The 16170-nt window shown below is 39.8% G+C and carries 16 protein-coding genes; 9 read left to right on the top strand and 7 right to left on the bottom strand.

Annotated elements, in window-relative coordinates; all coding sequences use genetic code 11:
* Positions 1-63: 63 nt before the first annotated feature.
* From hutG to hutH, 4 genes are read right to left on the bottom strand one after another with little or no spacing between them, the layout of a single operon-like run.
* On the bottom strand, positions 64-1068 hold the full coding sequence (gene hutG, locus B3E00_RS06595) for a formimidoylglutamase (protein WP_293937746.1): 1005 nt from the start codon (positions 1066-1068) through the stop codon (positions 64-66).
* Positions 1065-3083, bottom strand: coding sequence for a urocanate hydratase (locus tag B3E00_RS06590; protein ID WP_293937744.1), 2019 nt, complete (start codon positions 3081-3083; stop codon positions 1065-1067). Before B3E00_RS06590 ends, hutG begins: the two co-directional genes overlap by 4 nt.
* A 4-nt stretch (positions 3084-3087) precedes the next feature.
* Positions 3088-4338, bottom strand: a complete 1251-nt coding sequence (gene hutI, locus B3E00_RS06585; RefSeq protein WP_293937742.1) for an imidazolonepropionase — start codon at positions 4336-4338, stop codon at positions 3088-3090.
* Between the two features lie 7 nt (positions 4339-4345).
* Complete coding sequence (hutH, locus tag B3E00_RS06580; protein ID WP_293937740.1) at positions 4346-5905, bottom strand: histidine ammonia-lyase; 1560 nt, start codon at positions 5903-5905, stop codon at positions 4346-4348.
* Between the two features lie 77 nt (positions 5906-5982).
* Here hutH and B3E00_RS06575 point away from each other — a divergent pair, with 77 nt between their 5' ends.
* The 6 genes from B3E00_RS06575 (at position 5983) to B3E00_RS06550 (ending at position 12837) form a co-directional block, all read left to right on the top strand.
* A complete protein-coding gene (locus B3E00_RS06575) occupies positions 5983-6900 on the top strand; it encodes a LysR family transcriptional regulator (protein WP_293937738.1) in 918 nt (305 codons plus the stop codon).
* A 127-nt stretch (positions 6901-7027) separates the two neighbouring features.
* On the top strand, positions 7028-7318 hold the full coding sequence (locus B3E00_RS06570; RefSeq protein ID WP_293937736.1) for an antibiotic biosynthesis monooxygenase family protein: 291 nt from the start codon (positions 7028-7030) through the stop codon (positions 7316-7318).
* A 109-nt stretch (positions 7319-7427) separates the two neighbouring features.
* A complete protein-coding gene (locus tag B3E00_RS06565) occupies positions 7428-7934 on the top strand; it encodes an S-ribosylhomocysteine lyase (RefSeq protein WP_293937734.1) in 507 nt (168 codons plus the stop codon).
* Positions 7935-8573 (top strand): hypothetical protein, encoded by a 639-nt coding sequence (locus B3E00_RS06560; protein ID WP_293883117.1) that lies wholly within the window; start codon positions 7935-7937, stop codon positions 8571-8573.
* 269 nt (positions 8574-8842) lie between these two features.
* A complete protein-coding gene (locus tag B3E00_RS06555; RefSeq protein WP_293937732.1) occupies positions 8843-11026 on the top strand; it encodes a bifunctional alpha,alpha-trehalose-phosphate synthase (UDP-forming)/trehalose-phosphatase in 2184 nt (727 codons plus the stop codon).
* A complete protein-coding gene (locus B3E00_RS06550) occupies positions 11026-12837 on the top strand; it encodes a glycoside hydrolase family 15 protein (RefSeq protein ID WP_293937730.1) in 1812 nt (603 codons plus the stop codon). The genes B3E00_RS06555 and B3E00_RS06550 overlap by 1 nt, the downstream gene beginning before the upstream one ends.
* Before the next feature lie 122 nt (positions 12838-12959).
* Here B3E00_RS06550 and B3E00_RS06545 read toward each other — a convergent pair whose 3' ends face one another.
* Positions 12960-13229: a hypothetical protein gene (locus B3E00_RS06545; RefSeq protein ID WP_293883112.1), complete on the bottom strand. Its 270-nt coding sequence runs from the start codon at positions 13227-13229 to the stop codon at positions 12960-12962.
* Between the two features lie 178 nt (positions 13230-13407).
* A complete protein-coding gene (locus tag B3E00_RS06540) occupies positions 13408-13986 on the bottom strand; it encodes a hypothetical protein (protein ID WP_209579285.1) in 579 nt (192 codons plus the stop codon).
* 156 nt (positions 13987-14142) lie between these two features.
* Here B3E00_RS06540 and B3E00_RS06535 point away from each other — a divergent pair, with 156 nt between their 5' ends.
* On the top strand, positions 14143-14460 hold the full coding sequence (locus B3E00_RS06535) for a hypothetical protein (protein ID WP_293883108.1): 318 nt from the start codon (positions 14143-14145) through the stop codon (positions 14458-14460).
* A 103-nt stretch (positions 14461-14563) separates the two neighbouring features.
* On the opposite strand, the gene B3E00_RS06530 is transcribed toward B3E00_RS06535, so the two are convergent.
* A complete protein-coding gene (locus B3E00_RS06530) occupies positions 14564-14803 on the bottom strand; it encodes a hypothetical protein (RefSeq protein ID WP_293937728.1) in 240 nt (79 codons plus the stop codon).
* 392 nt (positions 14804-15195) lie between these two features.
* Here B3E00_RS06530 and B3E00_RS06525 point away from each other — a divergent pair, with 392 nt between their 5' ends.
* A complete protein-coding gene (locus tag B3E00_RS06525; protein ID WP_209579282.1) occupies positions 15196-15699 on the top strand; it encodes an RNA polymerase sigma factor in 504 nt (167 codons plus the stop codon).
* 101 nt (positions 15700-15800) lie between these two features.
* Entirely contained in the window at positions 15801-15995 is a 195-nt protein-coding gene (locus B3E00_RS06520; protein WP_293883102.1) for a hypothetical protein, read from the top strand.
* Positions 15996-16170: the final 175 nt, after the last annotated feature.

Raw genomic sequence — 16170 nt, 5'->3', positions numbered from 1 at the left:
CCTTATGACCCTCTCATTCAATAGACTAAAGTGAGGCTCAGCGTGTAACTTACTTTACGACGGTTATTGAATTTTTGCTGCTAATTTATTGACCAGCCTAAATAGTAGATCAGCCGCTAATTTGGCTGTCCTCGAATCGATATCAAAATACGGATTTAATTCAGCCAAATCGACAGATCTCAGATTAGGTAGATCCAAAAGAAAATCGTAAATCATAAAAAACTGCTGATCTGGGACTATACCGTTAAATGCCAACGCACTGACTCCCGGGGCATAGGCCGAAGCAAAGGCATCAAGATCTATGGTTAAATACACATAATCCACCAATTTAGAAAAACCAATTATTTTTTCCCGAATCTGATCAAGCTGTTCATTGATCAAACTATCACGTTCTATAATCTTTACATTCTTCTCGCGAGCATAGTTAAGTAATCCCTTGGTATTGCTTATTTCCTGAATTCCGATTGCTAAGTAATGAAAGGGCAAGCCAGCTGCCGATTGATCCTGTTCAATTTGATAGAATCCCGTTCCAGAATTCCCTTGGCCATCCTGCAAGGCACGAATATCTAAATGCGCATCCAAATTAATGATACCTAAACGTTTATTATCGTTTTTTAGATATTGACTAACCCCTAGATAATGGCCGTAGGTAATTTCATGGCCTCCCCCTAATATGACGGGGAACCCTTCTTGTTCCAGAATAATTTTCAAAGCTGTTCCCAAGTATGCTTGACATAATTCTAAATCATTGTCTTTTAATAGGATGTCGCCGCAATCTTTAAGTTTAAGTTTATCTGGAAAATGAACAGGAAGGTTGGCCAATACATTCCGGAGTGCGGCAGGCCCTTCTTTGGCTCCTAGTCGTCCCTGATTTCGGGCAACGCCTTCATCACTACAGCATCCAAGAAAAGCGATGGCTTGCCGCAAATCGGACGGTTCACGAAGGTCAACACAATTCATTAATTGATGCCAGCGCATCCATTCGCGACTCTGACCATCCACACGTCCTTTCCAAACAGCTTGGTCGCCTTTGCTATATATTTCGGGATCATTCAACAAGCGCTTCATTCGTTCACATCAAATAATTGTTCAATAATTTGGTCATCAACAAGATGCGCACGGGTGACTAGTAATTTAGGATTTTCTTCCATCGCACGGCCTAGCGCCTGGTTTGCCTCCTTATTTCTAGCCCAGGCACGTCTAGCAATTCCATTATTCACGTCAAAAAATAACATTTTTTCCAATTTAACAACTGCTTCGTCTGAACCATCTAAGAGTAGGCCAAAGCCGCCGTTGATTACTTCTCCCCACCCGACGCCACCGCCATTGTGGATAGAAACCCAAGTCGCCCCGCGAAAGCTATCTCCAATGACGTTATGAATAGCCATATCCGCCGTGTATTGACTTCCATCATAAATATTGCTAGTTTCCCGATAAGGTGAGTCTGTTCCGCTAACGTCGTGGTGGTCTCTACCCAAAACAATCGGCCCTTCAAATAAACCAGTTTTTACTGCTTCGTTAAAGGCCTTTGCAATTGAAATACGTCCAATGGAATCGGCATATAAGATGCGCGCCTGAGAACCTACGACGAGTCTATTTTTCTCAGCTTCTTTAATCCATTGTATATTATCTTGCAGCTGCTGCTGAATTTCTAAGGGGGCTTCTGATCGAAGATCCTCTAAAACGGTCATGGCTATTTCGTCAGATTTTTTCAGGTCCGAAGCCCTTCCAGAGGTGCAAACCCAACGGAATGGTCCAAAACCATAATCAAAGCACATGGGACCAAGAATATCCTGTACATACGACGGATAGCGGAATTGGTCCTTTTTATCATTCCAGACTGCTGCGCCGGCACGGCTACTTTCCAAAAGAAATGCATTTCCGTAGTCGAAGAAATACGTTCCCTTGGACACATGCTTATTGATCGCATCAACATGTCGTACCAAGCTTTCTCGCACACATTGCTTAAATTTGTCCGGGTCACTCGCCAATAAAACATTTGCTTCATCAAAGGATAATCCCATGGGATAATATCCTCCGGACCACGGATTATGCAATGATGTCTGATCAGACCCTACCGTAATGTGGATATTTTCACGATCGAAAGCCTCCCATACTTCGACTATGTTACCGATATAAGCAAAGGATACTATTTCCTTTTGTTTCACTGCCCGCTTTACCTGTCTAACAAGCTCCTGTATGCTCACTATCAATCGGTCAACCCATCCCTGCTCATGTCGTTTTCTTGCTGCGTCGGGGTTTATTTCCGCGCATACCGTTATGCATCCCGCAATATTACCCGCTTTAGGCTGTGCTCCACTCATTCCCCCCAGGCCGGAAGTCAAAAACACCTTGCCTTGTATTGTATCATCTACCGCCAAATGTTTCCGGAATGCATTCATAACCGTAATAGTCGTTCCATGCACAATACCCTGCGGACCGATATACATGTATGAGCCGGCTGTCATCTGTCCATATTGCGTAACGCCCAATGCGTTGAAACGCTCCCAGTCGTCCGGTTTCGAATAATTTGGAATCATCATGCCATTTGTCACCACAACACGAGGAGCATCTTTTGAAGATGGAAAAAGTCCCATCGGATGACCACTGTAAAGATGTAATGTTTGTTCATCGGTCATTTGCGATAGATATTGCATAGTAAGCCGATATTGAGCCCAATTTTGAAATACGGCTCCATTCCCACCATAAGTAATCAATTCGTGCGGATGCTGTGCGACAGCAGGATCGAGGTTGTTCTGAATCATCAACATAATTGCCGCCGCCTGCTTACTTAACGCCGGATAATCAGCTATTGGTCGAGCATGCATTGTGTATTGTGGTCTAAAACGGTACATATAAATTCGCCCATAGTCGCGAAGCTCCTGTAAAAATTCAGGCGCTAAAATGCCATGCCAGGGATTAGGAAAATAGCGTAATGCATTCCGTATAGCTAGCCTCTCTTCTGACTTCGTAAGAATATTCTTTCGTCGGGGAGCGTGGCTGATGGTATGATCGCGCTCTACTGTTGGAGGTAATGTGGTAGGAATACCTTCTGCAACCTCTCGCTTAAATGTATCTTTCATGGTGTTATATTGATAATACTTCCGTACCATTTTTCCATACCGCTGTAGGCTGCAAACTTCCTTGGAAGTAAGTAATATTCTGATAATTGTCAGTTTTAAATAAACTAAAATCTGCACGCATTCCCTTCGCCAAAATCCCCCGGTCAGACAAGTTCAATGCCTTTGCCCCACGGTAGGTTAATGCCGCAAGTAGTTCAGCATTGGTCAACTTTTCTGCCGCTGCCAAAATCGTCGCACTTGTCAATAACTGTCCCATTGGAGCAGATCCCGGATTCCAATCACTACCTATGGCTAGGCATGCACCTGCATCTAACAGTTTTCTAGCGGGTGTAAAACCGCAACCCAATCCGATAGAAGCGGCAGGTAAAGCCACCGCGACAGTGTCCGACTGTGCGATAAGTTCAATTTCAAAAGCTGTTGATGCTTCAAGATGATCCGCAGATATAGCACCGAGTTCTACCGCAATCTGGCTTCCAGAAGTCGTAAACTGATCGGCATGAATTGTCAGATCGAAACCCATATTTTTTGCTTTTTGTAAATAAGCTACAATGTCCTGCCCCTGAAAAGCTGTCTTTTCGATAAATGCATCTATCCGATTTGATAGCCTTTCTGATTTTAATGCTGGAAAAAGAACTTCAGCCATCATATGAAGATAATCTTTTGCCGACCCATTGAAGTCCCGCGGAAGCATATGTGCTGCCAAACAAGTTGGGATAAGGTCTGGTTGTATTTGTCGATCTGATTCGCGGATGACACGCAATAATTTAAGTTCTTGTTCAACGTTAAGCCCATAACCGCTTTTAACTTCGATCGTTGTAATTCCCTGTTTCAATAGTAAATGTGCTCTCCTTATGGTGAGCTCTACCAATTCTCGGGCATCACAATCCCTTGTATGGGATACGGTACTCCAGATCCCCCCACCTGCCGCCGCGATCTCCAAGTAGCTTGAACCGGCATTTCGAAGGGCAAAATCATTTGCACGACTGCCTGCGAAAGCAATATGTGTATGGCAGTCAATAAATCCTGGCAAAACGACCTGATCTCCCTCAACATGTATCAGAACCGCCTGCTCCCCCCATTGCTGTTGTAATTGAGCAAAAGCGGCCACATCCATTATCGTGTTTCCTGCGATTAAAATCCCACCCTCTTTAATAATAGACAATTGGCTATCGTCGATTGGACCTTTTATAGGCATATTTGACATCGTTAATATTTGCCTAAAAGGCCCAACTAATTTTAACTCCTTTTTCATCATTCCTTGTTTAAAATACCTCAAACTGCTGTTTTAGCTCTTCAGCAATCTCTCCAGCAGCATATTGACCATGCAATGCAATAAGCTCGCCTGATTTCACCATTTTTAATGCTTCAGTCAGCAGCTCTTCCATCGGCTGGTCCGATTCAATATGTGGAATGGACTGACGGATTCTCCCGTGGATAGCTTCCAGTGAAGCAGTTGATGTTAACGGTTGATGATAATCTTTGGCTTGGGCTGCGCACAACAGTTCAATGCTCAATATTTTGTCGACATTATCAATCACCTGCAACAGTTTTCGTCCAGCAATAGATCCCATACTCACATGGTCTTCTTGGCCTAAAGAGGTTGGAATACTATCGGCACTCGCCGGAAAACAAAGTCCTTTATTCTCACTTGCTAGAGCCGCCGTGCTATATTGTAAGATCATAAATCCTGAATTGAGTCCAGTCGATTTCATCAACAATTTGGGTACACCGTTGGTTTGGCCTTCTAAAGACAGATAGACCCTTCGATCAGAAATATTCCCAATTTCAGACGCCGCCAGCGTGGCATAGTCCAAAGGTAATGCAATGGATTGCCCATGAAAGCTACCACCGCTAATGGTTAGTTCGTCGTTAATGATCACAGGGTTATCAGTCACCGCATTTATTTCAATTTCGATGGTATCCTTTAAATGAAACCAAGCGTTGCGTGATGCGCCATGAACTTGAGGAATACAACGCAAAGAATAAGGATCTTGCACACGGGAACAGTGTTTGTGACTTTCTAAAATAGCCGATCCATGAAGCATATGAAAGATGCTTGCAGCGACATAACGATTTCCCTTATGTGGTCGTAATTCATGTAGCTCCGAAAAGAAGGGTTTTATCGAACCATTTAAGCCTTCAATCATTAAAGAGGCAATAATATCGGCATTTTGAAGCATACGATTCAGTTCAATAACGCCCATAACGCCATGTGCCGCCATAAATTGAGTCCCATTGATCAGCGCCAACCCTTCTTTTGCGCCTAAGTGAATCGGTGCCATACCGTATTTTTCCAAAATGGCGGCTGTATGCACAACATTCCCTTCTAACTTTACTTTTCCTAAACCAATTAATGGCAAAAATAAATGAGACAAAGGCGCTAAATCACCCGATGCTCCCACTGATCCTTGTTTTGGCACAACAGGAATGATATCGTTCTCAATATGCCAAATCATCCGCTCAATTGTACTGTATTGAACACCCGAGAATCCTTTAGAAAGCGCGTGAACTTTAAGGATAAGCATCAACTTAGCTAAATCATCGCTTATAGGTTCACCCACACCGACAGCATGGCTTTTAAGGATATTTTCCTGTAATAATTGCGTTTGACCAGCATCAATGCGAGTGGTACACAGCGGACCGAAACCCGTGTTGATCCCATAGACGACCTCGCCGCGTCCAACTATTTTGCTGACGTAACTAGCGCTTTGATCGATCTTGTTCCTGACATCGGATGATATCGCTCCCCGAACCAATCCTTTCGCTATTGCTAAGGCTGTGGAACAAGTCAAATGCCCACTGCCGTATAAAAATATATCCATCTTACGATCTGCTTTACTCAAAAGTACTTGCTATATTTGATAAGCAGAAATACCATTTTGATCATCAATTGATAACCATGAATTATCAAATAGAGTTTAGACACTTATTGTACTTCAAAGTATTGGCCGAAGAATTGCATTTCCGAAGGGCGGCGGAAAGATTGTTTATTGCACAACCGGGCTTGAGCAGGCAAATTAAGCAGTTGGAGGAATATTATGGGGTATTACTTTTTGAACGTACTAAGCGGAATGTCATGTTAACCGAGGCCGGAATGTATCTATTTAAAGAGGTGCAGGAGTTATTTAGACATTTAGCACAAATTGAAACTCAACTTCAGAGTTATGCCAATGGTAAAATAAGCACCTTAAAGCTCGGTTTTATCGGATCGGCTGTTCAGACTATTCTTCCGGAATTACTTATTAATCTAAAAAAGCAGCAGCCCGACATTGAGTTATCTCTTCATGAATTGGCGAATGAAACGCAGCTGGATCTGCTGGAAAAAAAAGAATTAGACTTGGGATTCGTCCGTCTTTCCGAAACCCCGCTTGGGCTGAGCAGCCAACCGATATATACGGAGCATTTCAGTCTTGTATTACCCAATAATCATCCGTTTTTAATGTCTCAGTATCCAAGTCTGGATGCCTTAAAAGACGAATCATTTATCTTATTTTCCAAAAACTATAGTCACTCCTATTACGATCTGGTCATGAGTATTTTCAGTGATCATAAGTTTATTCCCAAAGTAACGCTTCGTACAGTCAATGCATTGACCATATTTAATATGGTGGCCCAGGGGCTCGGTGTTGCTATTGTTCCATCTTCGTTAAAAAATGGATATCATGTTGATGTCTCGTTTTTCGAATTGGATGCTTTACCACAGCGAACAACTCTTTCATTAGTTTGGAACGACCAAAATCGTAATCCTGGAATTCCTTTAGTCGTGCAGCTTATGAATTTACAAAATAACAATGCAAAGCTACATTTGATACAGTGATAAGACCTAAATCCTTCTTAAACTGCATATAGAATAAATTACCTGGATAAGATTGTCACTGTATTGCATATAAAAAACAAATTCTCTAAGTTTGATATATTACTAAATTTAAATAAAAAACGAAATTATGATTTTAGAAGTAGCCGTATTACAAATTATTGAAGGGCAACAATCCAATTTTGAGAGAGATTATAAAACAGCTTGCCAGTATATCAGTGCAAGTAAAGGTTATATCACGCATTCTCTCCGTAAATGCATCGAAAAGGATAACCAGTACATCCTGTTGGTGGAATGGGAAACGTTAGAGGACCATACCATCGGTTTCAAGGAGTCTGCATTATTTAAGGAATGGGAGAAACTTTTACATCATTACTACGATCCATTCCCAACAGTCGAACATTACGAAGTGTTAAAATAGTCGTTTTTTAGCCCTTTTCTATAATAATCTAGTATCTTTGTAGAAATTTTTAATATTCAACTTTTAACCCCTATGAGGCCACAAGCTTTGTAGCACTGAACAGATTAAGATGTACACAAAAGAAAAAGCAAAAGTAAATAGTTTTACGGTAGATCATACCAAATTGAAACAAGGGATCTACGCAAAGGCTTCTACGATCAATAACAGCAATGTCGAAAATTATACAACTTACGACATTCGCATGATTAGGCCAAATTCTCCTGAGCGTATGTTGTCTCCTGAAGTAATGCATACACTGGAGCACTGCTTTGCAACGGAAATTAGAACGATTTTAGGTGATGAAGTCATTTATGTGGGCCCGATGGGATGCTGTACAGGATTTTATGTTGTATTGGCCGGAACAGCGAGAACTCCTCAAAACGTAGCGGAGTTGATGAAGGAGGTGCTCGAAATAATTCTTACAGCAGGATATGAAGTTCCTTTCCAAAATCCGATTAGCTGTGGAAATTACACATTCATGGATTTTGATTCGTCAAAACAAGCTTGTGTTAACTTCTTAAATTTAATCACTGCTGGAGGATTGGAATTCGAATACCCATATATTGAAGAAAATTAAATGATCCTGAATAAAGATATTGAAACGATAATCTTGGTAGCAAATAAGAACGAACTATCTTTTCATTCACCAAGCAAATCCACTTACATCTATGAAATTGGTGTTGGCAAAGTGAATGCGCTCTTGTCTGTCGCCAGACTTTACGAGGACATTAAAACACTGGGAATTAATCCAATTGTTCTCAATGTTGGCACAGTGGGCTGTACACGGCATCCGATAGGACATGTTCTTTATCCGTCCTATTACGCACAAGGAGACGCTTATACAGATGGATTTTTTCTAGAGAACACGTTATTTTTTAAGGGGCAGGGAGTATTGGAATCGATATCGGCTGAAGAGTTTCGTTACGAAGATGCACTTTTGACATCGGATCGTTTTATCCATGTAAATTCATCTTTCTATCAGGATATTAAACATTTAAACCCTATGGCTTTTGACATGGAATCTTATGCGCTAGCGAATTTCTGTTTCCAAAAGAATCTTGCCTTTCATAGTATTAAAATCGTTTCTGACAACTGCGATGGTACAGTGAAAGATTGGGAAAGTATTCTAGGAGAAATTTCAGGTAGACTAGGTAACATACTCGATCAATTCATGAAAAAGCTGGATGCAGAAAGAGCTCCAGTCAACCTATCGTAATCCAACTGAATATACCATATTAGGGCCTGTAAAAAATACAGGCCTTTTTGTTGCTATTTCTTTGCTATTCTGAATACCACTGCCCCAAAGGTTGTCCGTTAGATTTTAAAATAAGCAGAAATATTCTTCGCCTTCGTTCCGATTGGTCCTTGTAATTTGAATTTATCCAAACTATTTTCCCCCAAGGTTGTTAAAATATTGGATTAAATACCCACCGTTATATTCGATATAACTCTTCTACACGACAAATAAATCGATCTAATATTCTTATGAAAAAAAAGAAGAAAATAATAATTTCAAATAGACTGCCGATACAAATAGAACGAAAAAAAGAAAAATTAATCATTAAACCCAGTGCAGGAGGACTGGCAACTGGTTTAAATTCAGCCTTTGATACAGATGCGATCTTATGGGTTGGATGGCCTGGAATAGTGCCTAAAGATGATGAGGAAAAGGAGAAAATTGTTGAGCTCCTAAAGCCGATGAACTTACTTCCTGTCTTCTTATCAAAAGACGAAATTCGCAATTTCTATGAAGGTTATTCGAATGAGGTGCTTTGGCCTATCTGTCACTATCAACCGAGCTACATCCATTTTGATCCCGAATATTGGTCTACCTATGTAGCCGTGAATAAAAAGTTTTGTGAAGCGGCTCTTTCTATCGATGAGCTTTCTGATTTCATCTGGGTTCAGGACTATCAGCTTATGCTACTCCCCCAGTTGTTACGCTCAGAAAATCAAGAACTCAACGTTGGTTATTTTCATCATATTCCCTTCCCTTCAGAGGAACTGTTTATGAACATCCCACAACGTAAAGAGTTAGTTGAAGGATTGCTTGGAGCAGATCTTATCGGATTTCATACCTTTGCTGACAGTCAAAACTTTCTAAATGCCTGCAAAAAAATTCTGCACGTTTCGTCGGGCTATAATCAGTTAAAATATAAAGACCGACATATATTTATCGAATCTTTTCCCATGGGCATTGACTTTCACAAATTTGTTGAAGTCAGTACCCAACCAAAAATTCAGGCTGTAGCTACCCAATTTAGAAGTCACTTTCCTGATCAAAAAATTATTATCTCAGTCGACCGGCTCGATTATAGTAAAGGAATTTTAGAAAGACTGCGCGCTTACCTGACCTTCCTCCAAAAATATCCTGAATGGCACACAAAGGTTGTTTTATATATGCTAATCGTGCCATCTAGAGATAAGGTATCGCAATACAAAAAATTGAAAGATGAGATTAATCGAACAGTAAGTGAAATCAATTCTATTTATGGAAACCTCAGCTGGACACCGGTATTGTATTTCTACAAATCGCTTCCATTCGAAGAGTTGGTAGCATTATATGTTGCATCGGATATCTGTATGATTACTTCCACTCGCGATGGAATGAATTTGGTGAGTAAAGAATACATCGCCAGTAAGACGTTATCGAAAGGTGTATTGATATTAAGCGAATTTGCAGGCGCTTCCAAAGAACTCGTTGATGCCTTGATTATCAATCCATTTAATCGTATGGAAACTGCCGATAGTATTTATCAGGCGCTAAAAATGGCTCCTGAAGAGATTCAAGAAAGGGCCGATGCCAATATGCAAATTATACAGAAATTTAATGTACAGCATTGGGTCCAGCTCTTTACCAATCGCTTAGCTGAAACTAAGGCTATACAGCGTGACGAATGGGCGAGACGAATTTCGGACAAAGTATTTAACAGTATTTCTGAACGCTATAGCAAAAGTAGCAATAGACTTTTCTTTCTGGATTATGACGGTACGCTGGTCAAATTTCAGAACCATGCGCAAAAGGCAACGCCAACAACGCTACTCTATAATCTTTTGGACAACATTATTTCAGATCCACTGAACACGTTAGTTATCATAAGCGGCCGTTCACAGGAAAGTTTATCATCCTGGTTTGATGGCCGGTCCTACTATCTTGTTGCAGAACATGGCATATGGTCTAATTTCCCCAATTTCAGCTGGTCATATAAAAAAGGATTAGCGCTACATTGGATGCCCGAAGTAAAAAAGCTGATGGAAAAATTAGCCGATCAAACCCCTGGTGCCTTCATGGAAGTTAAGCCATATTCTTTAGCGTGGCATTATCGCAAAGTCGAACTCGGATTGGGCGAACTAAAGGCAACAGAACTTAAAGAGGTATTAAATCCAATGTTGAACGAATATGGACTACAGTTATTGGATGGAAATGCTGTCATTGAAGTTAAAAATACAGAAGTTAATAAAGGTAAGGCTGCATTGGAAATCGCTGGCCATATAAAGCCCGATTTTATGTTGGCAATTGGTGACGATATTACCGATGAGGATTTATTTCGGTACTTACCTCAGTCAACCATAAGTATCAAAGTAGGCAGTAACAAATCTGCAGCAAAATATTATTTAGATGAACAAGAAGATGTTCTTCAATTTTTGAATCAACTTATTATAAAATAATGAGCGAAAACACTACTGAAAAAAAACATACCTATCAATCTGGAATCATTGGTAACTGTTCCTATATCGCGCACGTCGGCATTGACACAAACATATCCTGGTTGTGCTGGCCTTCGTTTGAGGACAGCTTTGTATTCGGCAGCTTGATTGACAAAAATCAAGGGGGAACGTTCAGGATTAGTTCTGAAGAGCCTATTGTTGAAACGAAGCAGTATTACATCAAAAATTCAAATGTACTCTGCACAGAAATACATACCGACTCCTATGGTTATCGTATCACAGATTTTGCACCGCGGTTCGAACAATTTGGGCGGTACTTTAAGCCGCTAATGTTGATACGGAAAATTGAGCCGCTCTATGGAGCTCCAAGCGTCAACATCAAGTGTCAACCAACTGGCGACTATGGCCGTGTGGCGCTAAAGCCGACACGCGGAAGCAATCATATTCTTTATACGAGTGACCAGATCAGAGAACGAATTCGGCTGACTACTGACTTGCCCATTTCTCACTTCTTTCAGGATGAGAGCTGGACCATCATAAGTGAGAACAGATATCTTGTACTCACCTATGATTCGGCCTTTGAATCGGCCATTGAGAGTACTTGTGAAGATTTTCTTCAAAAGACAATCAGTTATTGGCAACGTTGGATTAAACGATGCAGTATTCCCAACATTTACCAAAAAGAGGTTATCCGATCAGCGTTAGTGCTTAAGCTTCACCAATATGAGGACACGGGAGCAATTATCGCCGCCTCAACCACTAGTTTACCTGAATATCCAGGCTCTGGAAGAAACTGGGACTACCGCTATTGCTGGGTACGCGACAGTTATTATGTACTGACCGCCCTAACACATATTGGTCAATTTGAAGAAATGGAAAGCTTCGCAAATTACATTGCTGGCATCACTCATCGTAATCCGGGAAGACTTCAGCCGCTGTACGGTATTCTTGGTACCACAGAGCTTACCGAACAGATCTTACCGTACTTAGAAGGCTATCAGGGAAGTGGTCCGGTACGAATTGGAAATCAAGCTTTCGAACATATTCAAAATGATGTTTATGGTCAGGCGATGATTGCATTACTACCGCTCTTCACTGATCAGCGCTTTAAAATTCATGAGAATAAAAACGTTTTGGGATGGGTGAATTTCATCCTCGAAAAGATTGAGGCTACGATCGAGGAAAAGGATGCGGGCATCTGGGAATTCAGAAACTTTGCAAACCACCATTGCTATTCTAACTTATTTCAATGGGTCGGATGTAAAGCGGCACTACTAATTGCGCGCCAAAACGGTTATCAAGACATGGAGGATCGCGCAAATATCCTCCTAAAAAAGGCAGAAGCATATATTGAGGCTTGCTATGATGATGATCGTAAGGTCTATCAAAATGCAATAAATAGCAGTAATTTGGATGCCAGCACCTTGCAGCTGATCGTAATGGACTATTTAGATCCGAAATCGGAAAAGGCGCTACATCATCTCGAAATGCTTGAGAAAGAATTAAAGGGAGAAAATGGCCTTTTCTATCGATATAAACATCAAGATGATTTCGGAAGACCCAAATCGACTTTTTTGGTCTGTGCATTTTGGTATGTAGAAGCGCTGGCTTGTGTCGGAAGGGTCGATGAGGCGAAAGAAATTTTAGAGCGTTTACTGACCTATAGTAATCACCTCGGCTTATTCAGTGAAGATGTAACCGAAGAAAATGGCAGTCAGTGGGGTAACTTTCCTCAAGCATACAGTCATGTTGGATTGATGAACGCTGTTTATCGTTTAGCAATAAAGCTAGATAAGCCAATTTTTCATTAATACAAAAATGTGCGATCAATAAAAGTTGATCGCACATTTTACATACCCTATATTTTTTACATCTATCGTATTTAGGACAGATGACCGTTTTTGAATTGTGCTTGTTTCGATGAAGTAGCTACTTAAATGAATGCCTGTTTATATTGATTAAAATGTTCACAAATCTCCTCCGTCTCAATTCGCTTACCCATCAAATCGATAAACCGATTTTTGTACAATGAAAAAATATAAAGTCCTGTTGCCAAACTTCCTACAATAAAAATGCCCTCAAATTCATTGCTTTTCACTAGCTTGTTGTTAAGATGGCACTCGTTGAGTAATGGAATATTATAAGAAGACCATTTACCCATTCTATCTTTAAGTACCAATCCAATATTTTTTGTTGCTGTCATCGTCTCACTTGTTTTTGAAGAAACATCAACTGCACCTCAATTGTTTTCTGAATTGAATGCTTTTAAAAAAGAAAGGGTCTTTCTTACCAAAGAGCACGTAGTAATACGTTCGAAAAAAAAGCATGGTCCGAATTCTTTTGGAGCCATGCTTTTTGAGGTCTTAATTAATTTTCGCTACTTAGCGCTTACCAGGTAAATAGATTTGAAAACCCACACCAAAACCTAATCCACTTGCACCGCTACCGGTATTTATATTGGCTTTACTATAGTTATAACCGAAAGTCGTTTCCAATGCGACTGTTCGAGTTATAAAATGAGCATAACCAACATTTGCCCCTACCGCAAGAGCAACATCTTTACCCTTAGAGCTTCCCGAAATACCGATATCACCCTGCCCAAAAAACCTTCCTGTGGTTGAACCAGCATTTGGAAAATAATATCGCACAAATGGTGCTATCCCATACGTCCAATCGTTATCGGCATCCTTGATAGTAGTTAAACCAAGATTAGCCTGCGCACCAATAGCTAAACCATCCGAAACAAAATAACCAGCTCTAGGTTGAAGTGCTATATTAAATGATTTTCCTTCAAAACTATAACCCAAATTACCGATCGATCCACCAACCATCCAGTTGCCCTGACGTATCGGTTCAATGCCGACCTCTGAAGACATCTGAGGAGTTGTCTCAATCTTCTGGGCTTGCGCTTGATAGCCAATACCCGCTGTTATTAATAAAAGAAGTGTAAATTTTCTCATCGTATCTCTATTATAATTTATAAATAACTTTAATTGAACTAATAACAAGATCGATAAATGAAAAGTTTTGAATTTGTTATTAAACTTTACTGGATACATTTATAAAAAAGAATCAACCAATAAGAGTTGAAGAGTGTTCTCTTTTAAAAAAAAATTATGAATGCAACGATTCGATTTAATGATACCTATTCACAGTATCTCAACAACAATGCACTATTCCTAAATGGAATAGATCCCTTAGACAGCGATCCATCTACACATGATGGTAGCCGTACATATACCCCACCCAAGGTGCCCGATCTTGATGATGTAACTCCGGATCTGTACTATCCAGAAAATGCCGATGGGCCTGATCCAAGTGAGGAAGAACAACGTGATCGCAACAATGAGGAAAAAATCCAAACAGAAGAAGATCATGACGGAGCACAACCAAATCGTTCTGAACAAGATGATGATGATTTGGAATCAATTTAAAAACAAAAAAACTTCCTCGATTGAGGGAGTTTTTTTTAGACAAACGCTTTAACAAATTTATAAGGCTTATCCTTTATAAGCCGAATCGCCGTTATCAACAATACTACTTACCACTAATACTATCTTTTCTTAGTGTATCTGATAGACTCGTATCTTTCTGCATGCTCATCTTTTGCTGCTCGCTTAAATTATACCGTGTCTCATCGGCGTCAGTCGGCGCAATGTTGTCCGATTGCCCCGCTCCCTCAGATGTATTGTTTTTGGAATTTTGACAGGAGAATAACATTACGCCCCCCATCATTAATGTCGATGCAACTAATGCAAATTTTCTAGTCTTCTTCATAGTCTAATTGTTTTTATATTAAATATTTATCTAAGAACCACAATCAAAACTAATTAGTTTAACAAAAAGACAAAAAGACTTTTAGATACCTGTGGAAGAAAATAGACGATCATTACATTTAAACAAAAACGTGGCACCCCGTAATTTAGACATTTCTTTAGGGAACAAATACCCTTTCAAAATCACATCAATTGATGCTGATTGACGATTAAGATCGAGTGCAGTTTGCCTTATTGTAGTTTTTCTGCTACAAAAGCAATTATTCTGGTTATACGTATTTTTCACATATAGTTGTTTGAACAAAGTTTTAGAAGAATTAAAATCGAAAAATTAGCACTCTAATTGTACTTACTTCCACAAATAAAACATCCATCAATTTAACAAACGGTACTATGAGCAATTACAATTTAAATTTATTAGTCGAAGAAAAGAGAAGCCTTTTGAAACATTTTGCTGGTAAATTTACGAATGATCCAGATGAAAAAGAGGATTTAATTCAAGAAACACTTATTCGTGCATTAAAATCGATTGATGATTTTATCCGCCATCCCAAATTAATGTCTTGGCTATATGTTATCATGAAAAATGTATATATCAATCAATATCGCAAGGCTAAACGAATTACCGATATCCACGACACGTATATCGGCCTGGAGAGCAGCAATACGGTAGAAGCCAATAAAAGCGAGAATAAATTTATTGCGGACGACATTGAAAAAGCCATGTGCAGTTTATCAGAAGAGAACTACCAGGTGTTCCAGATGTTCCTTGAAGGGTATAAATATCATGAGATAGCGTCCTATTTTGGCATTCCAGAAGGTACAATCAAAACGAGAATACACATGACGAGGAAGAAACTGCAAAAGCAACTCAAGGTGTATAAAAAAGCGGCTTAAGACTCAAAATTAAACTGAAACAAGTTAAATATTGTAAGGTTATCTTATTACGAAGATCTTAACGAGATATAATGATGCGCAAATTAATAGAAATAAAAGGTATGAAATCACGAGTTAAAATTACAAATCAGCAAGATATGGTCATTATGCTCATTATTTGCGGTGGTCCTATTGGAAAAGGAACTGTTAAAACAGTCGAACAGGGAGAAGTTTTGAATGCATCAGGAAACAAACCGATCAAAACGGATCATGAGAAAGGCAAAAAGAACTCCTATGCTGATCGAGAAAATAGATAGAAGAATTCCATTAAAAAGGCTGCTTTAAAGCAGCCTTTTTAATGGAATTCTTCTAAGATTGACCATACGGGATATACCGACCTTTGCAACACCGCTAACTTGTTAGAATAATATTGTTGCTTTTCTAAAACGGAACTAATGTTTATTTCGTTCTTCTAAGCAAAAATAACTATTC

The organism is Sphingobacterium sp. UBA5996, assembly GCF_002429765.1.
Classification (GTDB): domain Bacteria; phylum Bacteroidota; class Bacteroidia; order Sphingobacteriales; family Sphingobacteriaceae; genus Sphingobacterium.
The sequence above is the reverse complement of the archived record's forward strand: the minus strand, read 5'-3'. Positions and strand labels throughout refer to the sequence as shown.